We start from the raw sequence: 21,846 nt of genomic DNA, 5'->3' as shown, positions 1-21,846 counted from the left end.
GGTTCAGCCGCGGCACTACAGCCCGGCTCGTGTCCGGCACGGGTATCCGGAGTACGGCCGGGCCCACGGGGCCCGGCCGTACGGATCCGGGTCAGCCGAGCTGGTCGAAGATCGCGAACAGCTCTTCGTCGTTGGCGGTTTCGAGGTCCGCGTTGGACGTTTCCTCGGTTCCGGGCGCCGCCGCGCCCGCTGCCTCGGCCGCCTTCAGCAGCTCCCGCAGACGGCCGGTGATGCGGTCGCGTGCGTCCCCGTCGGACGCCGCGGACTCGATCGCCGCCTCCAGACCGGCGAGACCGGCCAGGACCGGATCGGCGGGCGATGCCTCCTCGACACCGCACTCCTCGCGCAGGTAGCGGGCGAGGGCGAGCGGGGTGGGGTAGTCGAAGACCAGCGTGGCGGGGAGCTTCAGACCCGTCGCCTCGCGCACCCGGTTGCGCAGCTCGACCGAGGTGAGCGAATCGAACCCGGCGTCCTTGAACGCCGTCTCCGGCCGGACACCGCCAGGTCCGGTGTGCCCGAGCACGACCGCGGCCTGCGCCCGCACCAGCTCGACGAGCAGCGCCTCCTGGTCCGCCGAGGTGAGTCCGGCGAGCCGGTCGGACAGTTGCCGGCCGGACTCGGCGCCGGTGGCGCCGGCCCGTGCCTGCTGTCGGGCGGCCGGTACGAGGCCGCGCAGCAGGTGCGGTATGCCGCCGCCGGTCGCGGCGTCGGCGCGCACGCCCTTGAGGTCCAGCCTGACCGGCACCAGCAGGGCCTGCCCGGACCCGAGGGCGGCGTCGAAGAGCTCCATGCCCTCCGCGGACCCGAGTGCCTGGACTCCGCCACGCCCCTCACGACGGCTCATCGCGGTCTTGGTGAGGTCGTCGATGTTGGTCGCCATGTTGGTGACCTGCTCCCACGGGCCCCAGGCCAGCGAGAGACCCGGCAGGCCCGCCGCCCGGCGGCCGGCCATCAAGCCGTCCAGGAAGGCGTTGGCCGCCGCGTAACCGCCGCTGCCGGCTCCCATGAAGACGGAGGAGGCGGAGGAGTAGACGATGAAGGCGTCCAGGTCCAGGGCCCGCGTCAGCTCGTCGAGGTGGCGCACCGCGTCCACCTTGGGTGCGAAGACGCCCGCGAGCTGCTCCGGGGTCAACGTCCCGACCACACCCGGGTGGAAGACACCGGCGGTGTGCACGACGCCCGTCAGGGGGTGTTCGGCCGGTACGGAGGCCAGCAGGGCCTCGACCTGGCCGCGGTCGGACACGTCACAGGCCACCACCGACACGGCCGCGCCCTGAGCGGTGAGATCGGCGACGAGCTCCGCCACACCCTCCGCGTCCGGGCCCCGACGGCTGGCCAGCACCAGGTGCCGTACGCCGTGCCGGGAGACGAGGTGCCGGGTCACCAGTTCACCCAGCGAGCCGGCACCCGAGACCAGCACGGTCCCTTCCGGCCCGAACACCACCGGAACGTCCGGGGCCCGATCGGCGGCCCGGACGAGCCGGGGCACCGACAGGGCCGTGCCACGGACCGCGACCTGCGGTTCGCCGGAGGCCACGACCGAGGCCAGGACCGAGTCCAGTACCGCATCCGTACCGCCTTCGGCGGCGGGGTCGGTGTCCAGCAGGATGATCCGGTCGGGGTTCTCGGCCTGGGCGGCACGCACCAGACCCCACACCGCCGAACCGGCCGGGTCGGTCACCGCGCTCTCGTCCGCGGCCACGGCGCCCCGGGTCGCGACGACCAGCCGCGACTCCTCCACGCCGGGCCCGGCCAGCCATGCCTGCACGGCCGCCAGCACCCGGGAGGTCAAGGCCAGGACCGCGTCCTCGCCGCCCTTGTCTTCGCCGACCGCCTCCAGGACCGCCACCACGGACACTCCGGCGGCCGTCGCCCCCTCGGCCAGTGCCGCCACCTCGTCAGCGTTGGCCACCGGTGCCCACGACTGCCCGGGCTCGACGCCCTGTGCCTGGAGCAGTTCGCTCCACTCGATCTGGAACAGGGAGCCGGCCCGCGCCGATTCCGCCTGCTTGTCGAACTGCTCCACGGCCACCGGCCGCAGCACCAGCGAGTCCAGCGTCATCACGAGGCCGCCGGTCTCGTCGGCCGCCTGGATCGACAGTGCGTCGGAACCGTTCGGTGCCACGCGTACGCGCAGGCCGGCGGCGCCCGCCGCACGCAGTTGGAGCCCGTTCCACGCGAACGGCATCACGGGCTCACCGGATTCCTCCGACGCGGTGTCCGCCGCACTGCTGAACATGCCGGCCTGCAAGGCCGCGTCGAGCAGCGCCGGGTGGAGGCCGAACCGGCCGGCTTCCTTGCGCTGGTCCTCGGGCAGGGCGACTTCGGCGAAGAGTTCCTCGCCGCGCTGCCAGACCGCCCGCATGCCCTGAAACGTCGGCCCGTACGCGTACCCGACCCGTGCGAGCAGCTCGTAGCCGGCGCTGATGTCCACCGGCTGCGCGCCGGCCGGCGGCCACGCGGCGAAGTCGAACTCGTGTCCCGCTCCATGGGTCAGGGGCGCGTCCGACAGGAGGCCGGTGGCATGCCGCGTCCAGACGTCCGCGCTACCCTCCCCGGCCAGGTCCTCAAGCAGCGAGTACACGTTCACCGGGCGCGAGCCGGTCGCGTTCGGTCCGCCGACGGCGACCTGCACCCGTACGCCGCCCTGCTCGGGCACCACCAGCGGCGCCTCGGTGACGAGCTCTTCCAGGACCCCGCACCCGGCCTCGTCGCCGGCGCGGACCGCCAGCTCCACCAACGCGGTACCGGGGAGGAGCACCGTGTCTGCGACCCTGTGGTCGGCCAGCCAGGGGTGCGTGCGCAGCGAGAGCCGTGAGGTGAAGACGAGCCCGTCGGACTGCGGCAGTTGCACCACCGCGCCCAGCAGCGGGTGATCGGCCGTCACCTGGCCCAGGGACGCGGCGTCGGTTGCCGAGTCGGCCAGCTGGAGCCAGTAGTGCTCGTGGTCGAAGGCGTACGTCGGCAGCTCCACGCGCCGGGAGGCCGTTCCGGCGGGCAGCACCTCGGCCCAGTCCAGATCCACGCCGCGGACGAACACCTCGGCCATCGAGGCGAGGAACCGGCGCAAGCCGCCGTCCTCACGGCGCAGCGAACCGGTCACGACGACATCGGTGTCGGCGTGGTCGGCGGTCTCGGTGATCGGCTGGACCAGCACCGGGTGGGCACTGACCTCGACGAACACCCCGTGCCCCTGGTCGAGCAGCTCCGCCACGGCCGGGCCGAAGCCCACCTGGCCACGGAGATTGCGGTACCAGTAGTCGCCGTCCAGGACCCCGGCGTCCGCGATCCAACCGCCGGTCACGGTCGAGTAGAACGGCACCTCCGGCGCCTGAGCAGCGATCCCGGCCAGCGCCTCGGCGAGCACCTCGCGGACGTCCTCGACGTGCCGGGTGTGGGAGGCGTAGTCGACCGCGACGCGACGGACCCGGACGCCCTCGGCCGACAGCGCCTCGAGCGCCTCGTCCAGCGCCTCGGCGTCACCGGCGACCACCACGGAGGACGGGCCGTTGACGGCCGCGACCTCCACCCGGTCCGCCCACGGAGCGATCCGCGCCACGGCCTCGTCCTCGGACAGCGCGACCGAAGCCATCCCGCCCCGACCTGCAAGGTCCTTGGCGATGGCCTGGCTGCGCAACGCCACCACGCGGGCGGCGTCCTGGAGCGAGAGCGCGCCGGCCACACACGCGGCGGCGATCTCACCCTGCGAGTGGCCCAGCACCGCATCGGGCTTGACGCCCACGGACCGACTCCCAGACCGCCGCCAGGCCCACCATCACCGCGAAACTCGCCGGCTGAAGAACGTCCACGCGCTCGATGAGCTCGGGGGCGCTCTCGCCGCGCAGCACGTCGATCAGCGACCAGTCCACGTACGGCTCCAAAGCCGCCGCACACTCCGCGATCCGCTCCGCGAACACCAGGGAGCTGTCCAGCAGTTCACGGCCCATGCCCGCCCACTGCGAACCCTGCCCCGGGAACACCCACACCACCCTGCCCGGCGCATGCGCACCGGCGCTGCCCGTCACGACACCGGGCGCGCTCTCCCCCCGCGCCAGCGCCCGGAGTCCTGCCAGTGCCTCCTCGCCGGACTCGACCACCACGACCGCACGCTCACCGAAGACCGCCCGGCCTGAAGCCAGGGTTCCGGCGACGTCCGCGTACGACACCCCGTCAGCGTCCTGGACCAGTGCCGCCAGCCGGCCGGCCTGACCGGCCAGCGAACCGGCACTGCGCGCGGAGACCACCAGCGGCACCACACCGGCGGGCGCCGCCACCTCCGGGACGGCCTCGGACTCTTCGGCGGGCGCCTCTTCCAGGATCAGGTGCGCGTTCGTGCCACCGACACCGAACCCGGACACACCGGCCCGGCGCGGCTTGCCACCGTACTGCGGCCACTCCCGCGCCTCGGTCAGCAACTCCACCGCACCCGCCGTCCAGTCCACCTCGGTGGTGGGCTTCTCCACGTGCAGGGTGGGAGGCATGACGCCGTGGCGCAGTGCCTGGACCATTTTGATCACACTCGCCACACCGGCCGCCGCCTGGGTGTGGCCGATGTTCGACTTCAAGGAGCCCAGCCACAGCGGCCGCTCCGGGTTCCGGCCCTTGCCGTAGGTCGCCAGCAGCGCCTGCGCCTCGATCGGGTCGCCCAGAGCCGTACCGGTTCCGTGCCCCTCCACCACGTCCACATCGGACGGGGTGAGACCGGCCGTGGCCAGCGCCTTGCGGATGACCCGCTGCTGCGACGGCCCGCTCGGGGCGGTCAGGCCGTTGGACGCGCCGTCCTGGTTGACGGCGCTGCTGCGGATGACGGCCAGGACCTGGTGGCCGCGCTCCCGCGCCACCGACAGCCGCTCCAGCACCACCACACCGACGCCCTCGGCCAGCCCCATGCCGTCCGCGCCGTCCGCGAAGGCCTTGCACCGCCCGTCGGCGGCGAGGCCCCGCTGCCGGGAGAACGCCAGGAACGCGCCGGGGTGGGCCATGACCATCGCGCCGCCGGCCAGTGCCATCGAGCACTCTCCCTGGCGCAGCGACTGCACGGCCAGGTGCATCGCCACCAGCGAGGACGAGCACGCCGTGTCCACCGACACCGAGGGGCCCTCGAAGCCGAACACGTACGACACGCGGCCCGACGCCACGCTCGGCGCCAGCCCGGTACCCGCGAAGCCCTCGACTTCCGGCGCGATCTCACCGGTGCCGTAGCCCTGGCTGGACACGCCGGAGAACACGGCGACGTCGGTGCCCTTCAGCGAGAACGGGTCGGTGCCGGTCCCCTCCAGCGCCTCCCAGGAGGTTTCCAGCAGGAGCCGCTGCTGGGGGTCCATGGCGAGGGCCTCGCGCGGCGAGATCCCGAAGAACCCCGCGTCGAACTGGCCGGCGCCCTGGAGGAAGCCGCCCTGGTCGGTGTAGGAGGTGCCCGCGCGGTCGGCGTCCAGGTCGAACAGGCGCTCCAGGTCCCAGCCCCGGTCGTCGGGGAAGGACGACACCGCGTCCCGGCCCTCGCACACCATCCGCCACAGGTCCTCGGGATCCGCCACGCCGCCGGGCAGGCGGCACGCCATCCCGACGATCGCGATCGGTTCCGTCGCGTCGCCCGTGACGGCCGCCGCTGCCACCGGCGCCGGCGCCGCGTCGCCGAACTCCTCGAGGAGGTAGCGGGCCAGGGCGAGCGGGGTGGGGTAGTCGAATACCAGCGTGGCGGGGAGCTTCAGACCCGTCGCCTCGCGCACCCGGTTGCGCAGCTCGACCGAGGTGAGCGAATCGAACCCGGCGTCCTTGAACGCCATCTCCGGCCGCACACCGCCCGGCCCGCTGTGCCCGAGCACGACCGCGGCCTGCGCCCGCACCAGCTCCAGCAGCAGCGCCTCCTGTTCGGCCGCACCGAGTCCGGCCAGCCGGTCGGAGAGCTGCGGGCCCTGGTCGGCGGTGCCACCCGCCTGCGCCTGCTGCCGGCCCGTGCGGACCAGGCCGCGCAGCAGGTGCGGCACTCCCCGCCCGGCGGCCGCGTCGGCGCGTACCGCCTTCAGGTCCAGCTTGACCGGCACCAGCAGGGCCTGCCCGGACACCGCGGCGGCATCGAACAGCTCCATTCCCTCCGCCGCGGAGATCTCCAGGACGCCGCTGCGGCTGGCACGCGCCTGGTCTACGGCACTGAGGTGCGAGGCCATGCCGAGGCTCTGCTCCCACAGGCCCCATGCCAGCGAGAGGCCCGGCAGGCCCGCCGCCCGGCGGTGGGCCATGAGTCCGTCGAGGAAGGCGTTCGCCGCGGAGTAGTTGCCCTGGCCGGCGCCGCCGGACAGGCCCGCGACGGACGAGAACACGATGAACGCGTCGAGGTCCAGGTGACGGGTCAGGTCGTCGAGGTGCCGTACGGCGTCCACCTTGGGTGCGAACACGCCCGCCAGCCGCTGCGGCGTCAGCGCCCCGATCAACCCGTCATCGAACACACCGGCGGTGTGCACGACACCGGTGAGGCGGTGCTCGGCCGGTACGGAGGCCAGCAAGGCCTCGACCTGGTCACGGTCGGACACGTCACAGGCCACCGCCGACACGGCGGCACCCTGCTCGGTGAGCTCGGCGAGCAGCTCCCGCATGCCCTCGGTGTCCGGACCCTGACGACTGGCCAGGACCAGGTGCCGTACGCCGTGGCGGGAGACCAGGTGCCGGGCCACGACACAGCCCAGCGATCCGGCACCCGAGACCAGGACGGTCCCCTCGGGCCCGAAGACCGCGGGAGCGTCCTGCGCCTGGGAGGCGGCGCGGGCGAACCGGGGTATGGAGAGGGTCGCTCCGCGGACCGCGACCTGCGACTCGCCGCAGGCCAGCACCGAACCGAGGATGTCGTCCAGCACGTAGTCGGTGCTGCCCTCGGCAGCGGGATCGATGTCCAGCAGGATGATCCGGTCGGGGCTCTCGGTCTGGGCGGCGCGCACCAGACCCCACACCGCCGCTCCGGCCGGGTCGGTCACCCCGCCGTCACCGGCGGGCACCGCGCCCCGGGTGGCCACCACCAGCCGGGAGTCCTCCAGGCCGGGCGCGGCCAGCCACGTCTGCAGCACCCCGAGCACCCGGGAGGCCAGGGCGAGCACCGCGTCCTCGCCGGCGTCGTCGCCGCCTGCCGCCTCCAGGACCGCAGTCAGCGACAGGCCCGATCCGGCCACGCCTTCGGCCAGCGAGGCGACTTCCTCGGCGGTGGCCACCGGCGCCCACGCGAGCGTCGGGTCCGCGTCCTCGACCTGGGGCAGCTCGCTCCACTCGACCTGGAACAGCGCGTTGGCGACGACCGTGTCCGCCGGCCGCGCCAACTGCTCGGCGGACACCGGCCGGGACACCAGCGAGTCCAGTGTCAGGACCGGGCCGCCGGTCTCGTCGGCGGCCTGGAAGGACAGCGCGTCCGGGCCGTTCGGCGCGACGCGCACCCGCAGCCTCGAGGCACCGGCGGCGTGCAGCTCCAGCCCGTTCCAGGCGAAGGCCAGCACCGGCTCGCCGGGGTCGTCCGCCGCGCCGGCGCCGACCGTCCCGGCCTGCAGGGCGGCGTCCAGCAGCGCGGGGTGAATGCCGAACTCGGCTGCTTCCTTGACCAGTTCCGCGGGCAGGGCGACCTCGGCGAACACCTCGTCGCCGCGCCGCCACACCGCCCGCAGGCCCTGGAACGCCGGACCGTACGCGTAGCCGCGCTCGACCAGGTCGCCGTAGAAGTCCCCGATCTCGACCGGCTGCGCCCCCAGCGGCGGCCATGCGGCGAAGTCGAATGCCTGCCCCGCTGCCGGTGCGGCCGACGAGGCGGACAGGAGTCCGGTGGCGTGCCGCGTCCAGGCGTCCGCGCCGTCCCCGTCGGCGGCGTCCTCGCGCTGGGAGTACACCTCCACCGGGCGGGCACCGGTCTCGCCCGGCGCACCGACCGCGACCTGCACGCGGACACCGCCGTGCGCCGGCACCACCAGCGGGGCCTCGATGACGAGCTCTTCCAGCACCTCGCAGCCGGCCTCGTCGCCGGCGCGTACGGCCAGCTCCACCAGTCCGGTGCCCGGCACGATGACGACGCCGCCGACGGCGTGGTCGGCCAGCCAGGGGTGCGTGCGCAGGGAGAGCCGCGAGGTGAAGACGAGCCCGTCGGACTGCGGCAGTTGCACCACCGCGCCCAGCAGCGGGTGGTCGGCCGTCGCCTGTCCCAGGGACGCGGCGTCGGTTGCCGCGCCGGTCGCCTGGAGCCAGTAGTGCTGGTGCTCGAAGGCGTACGTCGGCAGGTCCACGCGGGCGGACGCCGCGCCGGCGGGCAGCACTCCGGCCCAGTCCAGTTCCACGCCGCGGACGAACACCTCGGCCATCGAGGCGAGGAGCCGGCGCAGGCCGCCGTCCTCGCGCCGCAGCGAACCGGTCACCAGCGCATCGGTGCGCGTGTCGGTGGTGTCGACGGTCTCGGTGATCGGCTGGACCAGCACCGGATGGGCACTGACCTCGACGAACACCCCGTGCCCCTGGCCGAGCAGCTCCGCCACGGCCGGGCCGAAGCCCACCTGGCCACGGAGATTGCGGTACCAGTAGTCACCGTCCAGGACCCCGGCGTCCGCGATCCAACCGCCGGTCACGGTCGAGTAGAACGGCACCTTCGGCGCCTGCGCCTCGATCCCGGCCAGCGTCTCGGCGAGCGCCTCGCGGATGTCCTCGACATGGCGGGTGTGCGAGGCGTAGTCCACCGCCACCCGGCGGACCCGGATTCCATCCCCGACAGAGCCTCAAGGGCCTCGTCCAGCGCCTCGGCGTCACCCGCGATCACCACCGACGACGGACCGTTGACGGCCGCGACCTCCACACGGTCGGCCCACGGCGCGATCCGCGCCACGGCCTCGTCCTCGGACAGCGCCACCGACGCCATACCGCCCCGCCCCGCCAAGTCCTTGGCGATGGCCTGGCTGCGCAACGCCACCACACGGGCGGCATCCTCCAAGGAGAGTGCGCCGGCCACACACGCGGCCGCGATCTCACCCTGCGAATGACCCAGCACCGCATCCGGCTTGACGCCCACGGACGACCACACCGCCGCAAGGCCCACCATCACCGCGAAACTCGCGGGGTGGAGGACATCCACGCGCTCCATGAGCTCGGGCTCGGTCTCCCCGCGCAGCACCTCAAGCAGCGACCAGTCCACGTACGGCTCCAGAGCCGCCGCACACTCCGCGATCCGCTCCGCGAACACCGGGGAGGAATCCAGCAGTTCACGGCCCATGCCCGCCCACTGCGAACCCTGCCCCGGGAACACCCACACCACCCTGCCCGGCGCACCGGACCCGGCACAGCCGGACACCACACCCGCCGCGCTCTCGCCCCGCGCCAGCGCCCGAAGCCCTGCCAGCGCCTCCGCCCCGGACTCGGCCACCACGACCGCACGCTCACCGAAGACCGCGCGCCCAGTGGCGAGTGTTCCGGCCGCGGACGCCGGCGGTACCCCGTCGGCTTCGAGGCACGCGGCCAGCCGCCCGGCCTGAGCCGCGAGCGACCCGGGGGGCCCCGCCGACACGACCAGCGGCACCACACCGGCAGGCGCCGCCGCGTCCGAGACGGCCTCGGACTCCTCGGCGGGCGCCTCCTCCAGGATCAGGTGCGCGTTCGTGCCGCTGACACCGAACGCGGAGACACCGGCCCGGCGCGGCCGGCCGTTCTGCGGCCAGGGCCGTGCCTCGGTCAGCAGCTCCACGGCACCCGCGGACCAGTCGACCTTGCTCGACGGCGCGTCCACGTGCAGCGTGGGCGGCATCACTCCGTGCCGCAGCGCCTGCACCATCTTGATCACGCCGGCCACACCGGCAGCCGCCTGCGCGTGGCCGATGTTCGACTTCAACGAACCGAGCCACAGCGGCCGTTCCGGATCGCGGTCCTGACCGTAGGTCGCCAGCAGGGCCTGCGCCTCGATCGGGTCGCCCAGCGCCGTACCCGTACCGTGTGCCTCGACCACGTCCACGTCGGCGGAGACCAGCCCGGCGCTGGCCAGCGCTCCCCGGATCACGCGCTGCTGCGAAGGGCCGTTCGGGGCGGTCAGGCCGTTCGACGCGCCGTCCTGGTTGACCGCGCTGCCCCGCAGCACCGCCAGCACCCGGTGGCCGCGCTCCCGCGCCACCGACAGCCGCTCCAGCACCACCACACCGACGCCCTCGGCCCAGCCGGTGCCGTCCGCGCCGTCCGCGAAGGCCTTGCACCGCCCGTCGGCGGCCAGGCCCCGCTGCCGGGAGAACTCGGCGAACACTCCGGGCGACGCGAGTACGGTCGCGCCACCGGCCAGTGCCATCGAGCACTCGCCCTGGCGCAGCGCCTGCGCGGCCAGGTGCATCGCCACGAGCGAGGAGGAGCACGCCGTGTCCACGGACACCGCGGGGCCCTCGAAGCCGAGTACGTAGGAAACCCGGCCCGAGGCCACGCTCGTCGAGCCGCCCGTGCCCGCGAAGCCCTCCAGTTCGGGCGTCACCACGCTGGCCCCCGGGGCGACGTATCCCTGGCTGAACACGCCGGAGAACACGCCGACATCGGTGCCCTTCAAGGAGACGGGGTTGATACCCGCCCGCTCCAGCGCCTCCCAGGAAGCCTCCAGCAGGAGCCGCTGCTGGGGGTCCATGGCGAGGGCCTCGCGCGGCGAGATCCCGAAGAAGCCCGCGTCGAACTGCGCGGCCTCGTGGAGGAATCCGCCCTTGTCGGTGTAGGAGGTACCGGCACGGTCGGGGTCCGGGTCGAACAGTCCGTCGAGGTCCCAGCCGCGGTCTTCGGGGAAGGACGTCACCGCGTCCTGGCCCTCGGACACCAGCCGCCACAGGTCATCCGGCCCCGCCACGCCGCCGGGAAGGCGGCAGGCCATTCCCACGATGGCGATCGGCTCGCGGGAAGCGTCGAGCAGCCGGCGGTTCTGCTTCTTCAGCGAGCCGACCTCTTCGAGCGACTTCCTCAGCGCCTGGACGACCTTTTCATACGACGCACTCACGTATTTGCCCCAATCATTTCAACGGTTTCGAAGGTTCTTATTCGCCGAGCGCGAGGTGCACGAGATCATCGACGTCCAGCTCGGCGATCGCCCTCTCTTCATCGGCGTGGTCGATCCCGCCGATTTCCGGTTCGCCGTCGCCTCGGGCGGCCAGCTTGACCAGGGCATCCATCAGTCCCGCTTCCCGGAACCGGGCGAGCGGGAGAGACGCGAGTGCATGCCGCAGCCGCTCCTCATCCACTTCCGATTCGTTCGTGTCGTTTTCCGGGAGCAATTCGTGCTGCAGGTGGCGGGCGAGGGTCTGCGGGTTCGGATAGTCGAAGACCAGCGTGGCGGGAAGCTTCAGACCGGTCGCCTCACGCAGCCGGTTCCGGAGTTCCACCGCCGTGAGCGAGTCGAATCCGGCGTCCTTGAACGCCATGTCCGTGCGCACACCCTCCGGCCCCGCGTGTCCGAGCACGACGGCCACCTGCGCCCGCACGAGGTCGAGCAGCACCTTCGCCTGTTCGGCGGCGGTCAGCCCGGCAAGCCGGACCCGCAGCTTGCGGTCCTCGTCGCCGGTTTGGGTGTGCGCCAGCTGCCGGCCCGTGCGGACCAGACCGCGCAGCATGTGCGGGACCCCGCTGCCGGCGGCCGCGCCGGCCCGTACGGCCTTCAGATCCAACTTGGCAGGCACCAGCAGCGCCTGCGCGGACCCCAGGGCGGCATCGAACAGCTCCATGCCCTCCGTGGGCGCCATCACCATGAGGCCGCCACGCCGGTTCATCCGGTTCCGCGTGAGGTCGTCGGTGTTGGCCGCCATGCCGGTGGTCTGGTCCCACAGGCCCCAGGCCAGCGACAGCCCGTGCTCGCCGGCCGCGCGGCGGCTTGCCATCAGGCCGTCGAGGAAGGCGTTGGCCGCCGCGTAGCTGCCGCTGCCCGCGCCCATGAACACGGCCGAGACGGAGGAGTAGACGATGAACGCGTCCAGGTTCAGCCCCCGGGTCAGCTCGTCGAGGTGGCGCACCGCGTCCACCTTGGGAGCGAACACCCGCGCCAGCCGCTCCGGCGTGAGCGTGCCGACCACGCCCGCGTCCAGCACGCCCGCGGTGTGTACGACACCCGTCAGACGGTGTTCGGCCGGTACGGAGGCCAGCAGGGCCTCGACCTGGCCGCGGTCGGACACGTCACAGGCCACCACCGAGACCTCGGCACCCTGCTCGGCGAGATCGGCGACCAGCTCCGCCACACCCTCCGCCTCCGGACCCCGACGGCTGGCCAGCACCAGACGCCGTACGCCATGGCGGGAAACCAGGTGCCGGGCCGCCAGTCCGCCGAGCGAACCGGTACCACCCGTGATCAGGACGGTCCCCTCCGGCCCGAACACGGCCGGAACATCCGGGACCCGGTCGGCGCTACGGGCGAGACGGGGAACCGACAGCTTCGTGCCGCGGACGGCGACCTGGGGCTCATCGCGGGCCAGTACCGAACCCAGCACGAGCTCCGTGCCACCGTCGGCAGCCGGGTCGATGTCCAGCAGGATGATCCGGTCGGGGTTCTCGGCCTGGGCGGCGCGCACCAGACCCCAGACCGCCGCTCCGGCCGGGTCGGTCACGGCGCCGTCACCGGCGGGCACCGCACCCCGGGTGGCCACGACCAGCCGCGACTCCTCCAGGCCGGTCCCGGCCAGCCACGCCTGGACGACGCCCAGGACCCGGGAGGTCAGCGCCAGTACGGCGTCCTCGCCCTCGCCGCCCACCGCTTCCAGCACCGCCACCACGGGCATACCCACCACCGCTGCGACACCGTCGGCCAGCGCCGCCACATCATCGGCGGTGGCCACCGCCGCCACCGATGCCGGCGAGACCTCCGCCCCCGGAACCGCAGCCGGCTCGGTCCACTCCACCTGGAACAACGAGTCGGCGACGGCCGTATCGGCCGCGGCGCCCAGCTGCTCCGTGGACAGGGCTCGCAGCACCAGCGAGTCCGCCGTCACGACCAGGCCGCCGGCCTCGTCCGCCGCGGCCAGCGCCACGGCGTCGGATCCGCCGGGTACGAGCCGCACGCGCAGCGCCGAGGCACCTGCGGCGTGCAGCTCCAGCCCGTTCCAGTCGAGCGGTTGCCGCAGCTCCTGCCCGCCGGTCTCACCCTCGGCATCAGCCGCCGTACCCGCCGCGGCGCCGATCGTCTGCGCGTGCAGGGCCGCGTCCAGCAGCGCGGGGTGAATGCCGAACCGAGCGGCCTCCTTGCGCAGTTCTTCGGGCAGCGCGACCTCGGCGAAGACCTCCTCGCCACGACGCCACACCGCCCGCACGCCCTGGAAGGCCGGCCCGTACGCATAGCCGCGCCCAACCAGGTCGGAGTAGAAGTCCCCGATCTCCACCGGCTGGGCACCGGCCGGCGGCCACACCGCGAAGTCGAACCCGGCACCGGTGCCACCGGCCTGAGCCGACTGCGCCAGCACACCCGTGGCGTGCCGCGTCCACGCGTCCGCACCGACGGCGTCCTCGCGCAACGAGTACACCTCCACGGTCCGCGCACCGGCCTCACCCGGACCACCGACCGCGACCTGTACGCGTACGCCGCCCTGCTCGGGCACCACCAGCGGTGCCTCGATCGCCAGCTCCTCCAGGAGCCCGCAGCCGGCCTCGTCGCCGGCGCGGACGGCCAGCTCCACCAGCACGGTGGCCGGGAGGAGCGCCACGCCGCCGACCGTGTGGTCGGCCAGCCAGGGCTGCGTGCGCAGCGAGAGCCGTGAGGTGAAGACGAGCCCGTCGGACTGCGGCAGCTGCACCACCGCGCCCAGCAGCGGGTGATCGGCCGTCACCTGACCGAGGGACGCGGCGTCGGTCGCCGACTCGGCCAGCTGGAGCCAGTAGTGCTGGTGGTCGAAGGCGTACGTCGGCAGGTCCACGCGCCGGGGGGCCGCCGTCTGCGGGAGTACGGCGTTCCAGTCCGGCGCGATACCCCGGACGAACAGCTCGGCCATGGAGGCGAGGAGCCGGCGCAGGCCGCCGTCCTCGCGGCGCAGCGAACCGGTGACCACGACATCGGTGTCGGCGTGGTCGGCGGTCTCGGTGATCGGCTGAACCAGCACCGGGTGGGCACTGACCTCGACGAACACCCCGTGCCCCTGGTCGAGCAGCTCCGCCACGGCCGGGCCGAAGCCCACCTGGCCACGGAGATTGCGGTACCAGTAGTCACCGTCCAGGACCCCGGCGTCCGCGATCCAACCGCCGGTCACGGTCGAGTAGAACGGCACCTTCGGCGCCTGCGCCTCGATCCCGGCCAGCGTCTCGGCGAGCGCCTCGCGGATGTCCTCGACATGGCGGGTGTGCGAGGCGTAGTCCACCGCCACCCGGCGGACCCGGATTCCATCCCCCGACAGAGCCTCAAGGGCCTCGTCCAGCGCCTCGGCGTCACCCGCGATCACCACCGACGACGGACCGTTGACGGCCGCGACCTCCACACGGTCGGCCCACGGCGCGATCCGCGCCACGGCCTCGTCCTCGGACAGCGCCACCGACGCCATACCGCCCCCCCGCCAAGTCCTTGGCGATGGCCTGGCTGCGCAACGCCACCACACGGGCGGCATCCTCCAAGGAGAGTGCGCCGGCCACACACGCGGCCGCGATCTCACCCTGCGAATGACCCAGCACCGCATCCGGCTTGACGCCCACGGACGACCACACCGCCGCAGGCCCACCATCACCGCGAAACTCGCCGGCTGGAGGACATCCACGCGCTCCATGAGCTCGGGCTCGGTCTCCCCGCGCAGCACCTCAAACAGCGACCAGTCCACGTACGGCTCCAGAGCCGCCGCACACTCCGCGATCCGCTCCGCGAACACCGGGGAGGAATCCAGCAGTTCACGGCCCATGCCCGCCCACTGCGAACCCTGCCCCGGGAACACCCACACCACCCTGCCCGGCGCACCGGACCCGGCACAGCCGGACACCACACCCGCCGCGCTCTCGCCCCGCGCCAGCGCCCGAAGCCCTGCCAGCGCCTCCGCCCCGGACTCGGCGACGATCACCGCACGCTCACCGAAGACCGCACGGCTCGACACCAGCGCCCCGGCGATGTCCGCCGGGGACACCTCCTCGGCAGTCTCCACGAAAGCCGCAAGCCGCTCGGCCTGGCCCGCCAGGGAGGCGGCGCTGCGCGCCGACACCACCAGCGGTACGGCACCCGCGGGCGCCGGCTCCGCCGGGAGGCTCTCCGCCGGGTCGGCGGGCGCCTCTTCCAGGATCAGGTGCGCGTTGGTCCCGCTGATGCCGAACGAGGAGACGCCCACGCGGCGCGGACGGCCGTTGCGGGACCACTCCCGCGCCTCGGTCAGCAGCTCGATGGCGCCTTCGGACCAGTCCACCTTCTTCGAGGGCTCGTCCGCGTGGAGCGTGGCGGGCATCACCCCGTGGCGCAGGGCCTGCACCATCTTGATGACACCGGCGACGCCGGCGGCGGCCTGCGTGTGGCCGATGTTGGACTTCAGGGAGCCGAGCCACAGCGGCTGCTCCGGGTTCCGGTCCCGGCCGTAGGTGGCCAGCAGGGCCTGGGCCTCGATCGGGTCGCCCAGGGCCGTGCCGGTTCCGTGTCCTTCGACCACGTCCACTTCGGACGGTGAGAGGCCCGCGCTGTCGAGGGCCTTGCGGATCACGCGCTGCTGCGAGGGGCCGTTGGGGGCGGTCAGGCCGTTGGAGGCGCCGTCCTGGTTGACGGCGCTGCCGCGCAGTACGGCCAGTACGCGGTGGCCGCGCTCGCGCGCCACCGACAGCCGCTCCAGCACGACCAGGGCGACGCCCTCGGACAGCACCGTGCCGTCCGCGCCGTCCCCGTACGCCTTGCAGCGTCCGTCCCCGGCCAGGCCGCGCTGCCGCGACATGCCGAGGACTCCGATCGGCGAGCCCATCACGGCGACACCGCCGGCGAGGGCCATGGAGCACTCGCCCTGCCGCAGCGCCTGCGCGGCCAGGTGCATCGCCACCAGCGAGGAGGAGCAGGCCGTGTCCACCGTCACCGCCGGACCCTCGAAACCGAAGGTGTACGAGACGCGGCCCGAGGCGACGCTTCCCGCGGTGGCGGTCGTGACGAAGCCTTCGAGCTCCGCGGGCACCTGGGTGAGGGACTCGACGTAGTCGTGGATGGAGACGCCGGAGAAGACGCCGATGTTGCCGCCCTGGGCGGCGGTCGGGTCGATGCCGGCCCGTTCCAGCGCCTCCCAGGAGGCCTCCAGCAGCAGCCGCTGCTGGGGGTCCATCGCCAGGGCCTCGTTCGGGGAGATCCCGAAGAACCCGGCGTCGAACCGCGCGGCCTCGTGGAGGAATCCGCCCTTGGTGGTGTACGAGGTGCCCGCGCTGTCGGGGTTCGGGTCGTAGAGGCCCTCCAGGTCCCAGCCGCGGTCCTCGGGGAAGGCCGTCATGCCCTCGCGGCGCTCCTGGAGCAGCTGCCACAGGTCCTCGGGGCCCGCGACACCGCCCGGCAGGCGGCAGGCCATGCCGACGATCGCGATCGGCTCGTCGGGGTCGGCGGCGACCACCGCGGCCGAGGCCGGGGCGGTGCCGTCCGCGGCTTCGCCGAGCTCCTCCCGCAGGTGGCGGGCGAGGACCACGGGGGTGGGGTAGTCGAAGATCAGAGTGGCCGGCAGCTTCACACCGGTGGCCGCGCTGAGACGGTTGCGGAGCTCGACGGCGGTCAGCGAGTCGAACCCGATGTCGCTGAACCCCTTGGTGCCCTGGGCCAGTTCGGGGCCGCTGAAGCCCAGTACGGCGCTCGCCTCGTCCTGGACGATGGTGAGCAGGAGGCTCTCCTGCTCGGCTTGGGGCAGCCCGGCGAGGCGGCGGACCAGGCCGCTGCTGTCTCCGGAGGCCGCCCGCGCCGTGCGCCGGCCCGCGCGGACCAGTCCGCGCAGCAGGTGCGGGACTCCCCCGCCGGCCGCCGCCTGGCTCCGCATGGTCTTCAGGTCCAGCTTGATCGGCACCAGCAGGGCCTGGTCCGCGTGCAGGCCGACGTCGAGGATGTGCAGGCCCTCGGCCGGCGTCATCGCCAGCACACCGCCGCGGCTCATGCGCGCCTGGTCGACGGCGCTGAGGTGGGCGGTCAGGCCGTTGGTCTGCTCCCACAGGCCCCAGGCCAGCGAGAGGCCCGGCAGGCCGGCAGCGCGGCGGCCGGCCATCAGGCCGTCCAGGAAGGCGTTCGCCGCCGCGTAGTTGCCCTGGCCGGCCGATCCCATGAGCGAGGCGGCGGAGGAGAACACGACGAACGCGTCGAGGTCCAGGCCGCGGGTCAGCTCGTCGAGGTGGCGTACCGCGTCGACCTTCGGCGCGAAGACTCCGGCCAGCCGCTCCGGGGTCAGGGTCGCGATCACTCCGTCGTCCAGCACACCGGCCATGTGCACCACACCGGTCAGGGGGTGCTCGGCGGGTACGGCGGCCAGGGCGGCCTCGACCTGGGCGCGGTCGGAGACGTCGCAGGCGACGACCGCCACGGCGGCGCCCTGGCCGGTGAGTTCGGCGACGAGTTCCTCGACGCCCTCGGCGGCCGTGCCCCGGCGGCTGGCCAGCATCAGGTGCCGTACACCGTGTCGGGTGACCAGGTGACGGGCCACCAGCGCGCCCAGGGCGCCGGTGCCACCGGTGACCAGGACGGTCCCTTCGGCTGCGAACACCGCGGGGACGTCGGGGACCTCGCCGCCGGCCCGGACGAGCCGGGGCGCGGAGAGGGCCGTGCCGCGGACCGCGACCTGCGGTTCACCGCCGTCGAGCACCGGGCCCAGGACCGTGCGCAGGACGGTCTCCGGCGCGTCGGCGGACGCCGGGTCGGTGTCGATCAGGATGATCCGGTCGGGGTTCTCGGCCTGGGCGGCGCGGACCAGGCCCCACACCGCGGATCCGGCCGGGTCGGTGACCGTGCCGTCACCGGCGGGGACGGCGCCGCGGGTCAGGACGACCAGCCGCGACTCCTCCAGGCCGGTCCCGGCCAGCCATGCCTGGGCGACCTCCAGCACCTGGGAGGTCAACTCCAGTACCGCGTCGTCGCCGTCGGCGCCGGCCACGGCCCGCAGGACCGCCACCGGCGGGACGCCTGCGCTCCCGGCCAGGGCCACCACGTCGTCAGCGCAGGAAACCGGAACCCACGACGGCGCCGGCTCACCACCCTGCGCCGCGGGCAGCCCGGTCCACTCCACCCCGAACAGGGAGTCGCGGCTCTCGTCTCCCGCCGCGGCGCCCAACTGGTCGGTGGACACGGGCAGGGACACCAGCGAGTCCATGGTCAGGACCATGTCGCCGGTCTCGTCGGCGGCCTGGAACGACAGCGCGTCCGGGCCGCAGGGGGCGACGCGCACCCGCAGGGCCGAGGCGCCGACGGCGTGCAGCAGCAGCCCGTTCCACGCGAACGGCAGCACCTGGCGGTCGTCGTCCGGGTTGGCGAAGGCGTTGGTGTGCAGGGCCGCGTCCAGGAGCGCCGGGTGCATGCCGTACTTGCCGGCTTCCCCGCGCTGTTCCTCGGGCAGGACGGCCTCGGCGAAGACCTCGTCGCCGCGCCGCCACACCGCCCGCAGCCCCTGGAACGCGGAGCCGTACGCGTAGCCGCGCTCGAGCAAATCGGTGTAGAAGGTCCCGACCTCGACGGGCTCGGCGCCCGGCGGCGGCCATGCGGTGAAGTCGAAGGTCTGGGCCGTCGTCCGCCGGGCCGAGGACTCCGCGAGGAGTCCGGTGGCGTGCCGCGTCCATTCGCCCGCGCCGCCCTCGCCGGCGGCGTCCTCGCGCTGGGAGTACACGTCGACCGTGCGCGAGCCGGTCGCGTTCGGGCTGCCGACCGCGACCTGCAGCCGCACGCCGCCCTGCTCGGGCAGCACCAGCGGTGCCTCGATCACGAGCTCTTCGAGGACTCCGTAGCCGAACTCGTCACCGGCGCGGACCGCGAGGTCGACGTACATCGTGCCGGGGATGATCACCACGCCGCCGATGGCGTGACCGGCGAGCCAGGGGTGGGTGCGCAGGGACAGCCGCGAGGTGAAGACCAGGCCGTCGGACTGCGGCAGTCGCACGACCGCGCCGAGCAGCGGGTGATCGGCGCCGGTGAGGCCCAGCGAGGCCGCGTCCGTGGCCGAGCCGCCCATCTCGATCCAGTAGTGCTGGTGGTCGAAGGCGTACGTCGGCAGGTCCACGCGGCGGGCGGCCGCTCCGCCGGGCAGGACCGGGGCCCAGTCCAGCACGACACCGCCGACGAACAGCTCGGCCATCGAGGCGAGCAGCCGGCGCAGGCCGCCGTCCTCGCGCCGCAGGGACCCCGTCACCAGGACACCGGGGGCGGTGTCGGCCTTGTCGACGGCCTCGGTGATCGGCTGGACCAGCACCGGGTGGGCGCTGACCTCCACGAACACGCCGTGGCCCTGCTCGATCAGCTCGGCGACGGCGGGGCCGAAGCGGACCTGTCCGCGCAGGTTGCGGTACCAGTACCCGGCGTCGAGGACGTCGGCGTCCTCCACCCAGGTGCCGGTGACGGTGGAGTAGAACGGGATCTTCGGGGCCTGCGCGCCGACTCCGGCCAGCGCCTCGGCGAGCGCGTCGCGGATGTCCTCGACGTGTCGGGTGTGCGAGGCGTAGTCCACGGCCACCCGGCGGATGCGGACGCCCTGGTCCTCCAGCGCGTCCAGCGCGTCGTCCAGCGCCTCGGCGTCACCGGCGATCACCACGGAGGAGGGCCCGTTGACGGCGGCGACCTCGACCCGGTCCGCCCAGCGCTCCAGCCGCGCGACGGCCTCTTCCTCGGTCAGCGCGACCGAGGCCATGCCGCCGCGGCCGGCCAGCCGCCCGGCGATGGCCTGGCTGCGCAGGGCCACCACTCGGGCGGCGTCCTCCAGGGAGAGCGCGCCCGACACGCAGGCGGCGGCTATCTCGCCCTGGGAGTGGCCGATCACCGCGTCGGGTTCGACGCCCACGGACGACCAAACGGCGGCCAGACCGACCATGACGGCGAAGCTCGCCGGCTGCAGGACGTCGACCCGGTCCAGGAGTTCGGGCGCGGCGTCGCCGCGCAGCACGTCGATCAGGGACCAGTCGACCCAGCGCTCCAGCGCGGCCGCGCACTCGGCGATCCGCTCGGCGAAGACCGGGGAGGAGTCGAGCAGTTCACGGCCCATGCCCGCCCACTGCGAGCCCTGGCCGGGGAACACCCAGACGACCTTGCCCGGCGTCCCCGAGCCGGTCACCACGCCGGCCGCGTTCTCGCCGCGCGCCAGGGCCCGGAGCCCGGCCAGTGCCTCTTCGTTCGAACCGGCGAGCACCACCGCGCGCTCGCCCAGTACGGCGCGGCCCGAGACCAGCGTCCCGGCCACGTCGGCCAGCGGCACCTCGGCGGCGTCCTCGACGAAGGCCGCCAGTCGCCCGGCCTGGGCCGCCAGCGAGGTGGCGGTCCCGGCCGACACGACCAGCGGGACCACGCCGGACGGCTTCGCCTCGTCCACGGCGGGCAGCGCCTCCTCGGCGGGCGCCTCTTCGAGGATCATGTGCGCGTTCGTGCCGCTGGCTCCGAAGGCGGAGACGCCGGCGCGGCGCGGACGGCCGTTCTCCGGCCACTCCCGCGCCTCGGTGAGCAGCTCGACCGCGCCCGCGGACCAGTCGACCTGGGGGGTGGGCGCGTCCACGTTGAGGGTCTTGGGGAGGGTCTTGTGCCGCAGCGCCTGGACCATGTTGATCACGGCGGCGACTCCGGACGCCGCCTGCGTGTGCCCGATGACGGACTTGACCGAGCCGAGCCACAGCGGCTGCCGCGGGTCCCGGCCCTGGCCGTAGGTGGCCAGCAGTGCCTGCGCCTCGATCGGGTCGCCGAGCACGGTGCCCGTGCCGTGGCCCTCGACCGCGTCCACGTCGGTCGGGGAGAGGCCCGCGCTCTCCAGCGCCTTGCGAATGACCCGCTGCTGCGAGGGGCCGTTGGGCGCGGTCAGGCCGTTGGACGCGCCGTCCTGGTTCACGGCGCTGCCGCGGATGACGGCCAGGACCTGGTGGCCGCGCTCGCGCGCCACCGACAATCGCTCCAGCAGGACCACGCCGACGCCCTCGGCCCAGCCGGAGCCGTCGGCTCCGGCGGCGTAGGACTTGCAGCGCCCGTCGAAGGCGAGGGCGCGCTGGCGTGCGAAGCCGACGAACCCGCCGGGGGTCGCCATCACGGTGGAGCCGCCCGCGAGGGCCATCGAGCACTCGCCGCGGCGCAGGGCCTGGGCGGCGAGGTGGATCGCGACCAGGGAGGAGGAGCACATGGTGTCGACCGTCACCGCGGGGCCTTCGAGGCCGAGGGTGTAGGAGACGCGGCCGGAGGCGACGCCGCCGGCGGTGCCGAGGGCGCGCTCCAGGCTGAGGTAGCCCTCGAAGCCGCTGAGGTCCGGCGCGTAGTCCTGGTGGACGACTCCGGCGAACATGCCGATGTCGCTGCCGCGTACCGAGTGGGGGTCGATGCCGGCCCGCTCGAAGGTCTCCCAGGACACTTCGAGCAGTTGTCGCTGCTGCGGGTCCATGGCCAGGGCCTCGCGCGGCGAGATCCCGAAGAACCCGGCGTCGAACTGCGCCGCGTCGTGCAGGAAGGCGCCTTCCTTCACGTACGTCGTACCGGGGTTGTCGGGGTCCGGGTGGTAGAGACCCTCGACGTCCCAGCCGCGGTCCTCGGGGAAGGCGGAGTAGACGTCGGTGCCCTCGGACACCACCCGCCAGAAGTCCTCCGGGCCGCGGATCCCGCCGGCGTAGCGGCAGGCCATGGACACGATCGCGATGGGCTCCGAGGCAGCCGCGACGAGTGTGCTGTTCTCCTGCTGAAGCCGGGCGTTCTCCTTCAGCGAGGCACGCAGTGCCTCGACGACCTGCTGGTCGGGCGCCGACATATCCATCCTCCACGATTCGTTCACA

Annotated in this window: 4 protein-coding genes; all 4 read right to left on the bottom strand. The window is 73.7% G+C overall.

The annotated features are described in order from the left end of the window. Window positions 1-91: 91 nt before the first annotated feature. The 4 genes from BGK67_RS40985 to BGK67_RS39480 are packed head-to-tail and all read right to left on the bottom strand — an operon-like array spanning window position 92 to window position 21,821. Window positions 92-3,742, bottom strand: coding sequence for an SDR family NAD(P)-dependent oxidoreductase (locus BGK67_RS40985; RefSeq protein ID WP_167739594.1), 3,651 nt, complete (start codon window positions 3,740-3,742; stop codon window positions 92-94). Continuing rightward, a complete protein-coding gene (locus BGK67_RS40150) occupies window positions 3,699-8,702 on the bottom strand; it encodes a type I polyketide synthase (protein ID WP_432215481.1) in 5,004 nt (1,667 codons plus the stop codon). The genes BGK67_RS40985 and BGK67_RS40150 overlap by 44 nt, the downstream gene beginning before the upstream one ends. Beyond that, entirely contained in the window at window positions 8,585-10,966 is a 2,382-nt protein-coding gene (locus tag BGK67_RS41235; RefSeq protein ID WP_069922301.1) for a type I polyketide synthase, read from the bottom strand. The genes BGK67_RS40150 and BGK67_RS41235 overlap by 118 nt, the downstream gene beginning before the upstream one ends. A gap of 37 nt (window positions 10,967-11,003) precedes the next feature. Next, window positions 11,004-21,821 (bottom strand): type I polyketide synthase, encoded by a 10,818-nt coding sequence (locus BGK67_RS39480; RefSeq protein WP_208948750.1) that lies wholly within the window; start codon window positions 21,819-21,821, stop codon window positions 11,004-11,006. Window positions 21,822-21,846: the final 25 nt, after the last annotated feature.

Source organism: Streptomyces subrutilus (assembly GCF_001746425.1).
Classification (GTDB): domain Bacteria; phylum Actinomycetota; class Actinomycetes; order Streptomycetales; family Streptomycetaceae; genus Streptomyces; species Streptomyces subrutilus_A.
This window is presented reverse-complemented; position numbering and strand designations above follow the sequence as displayed.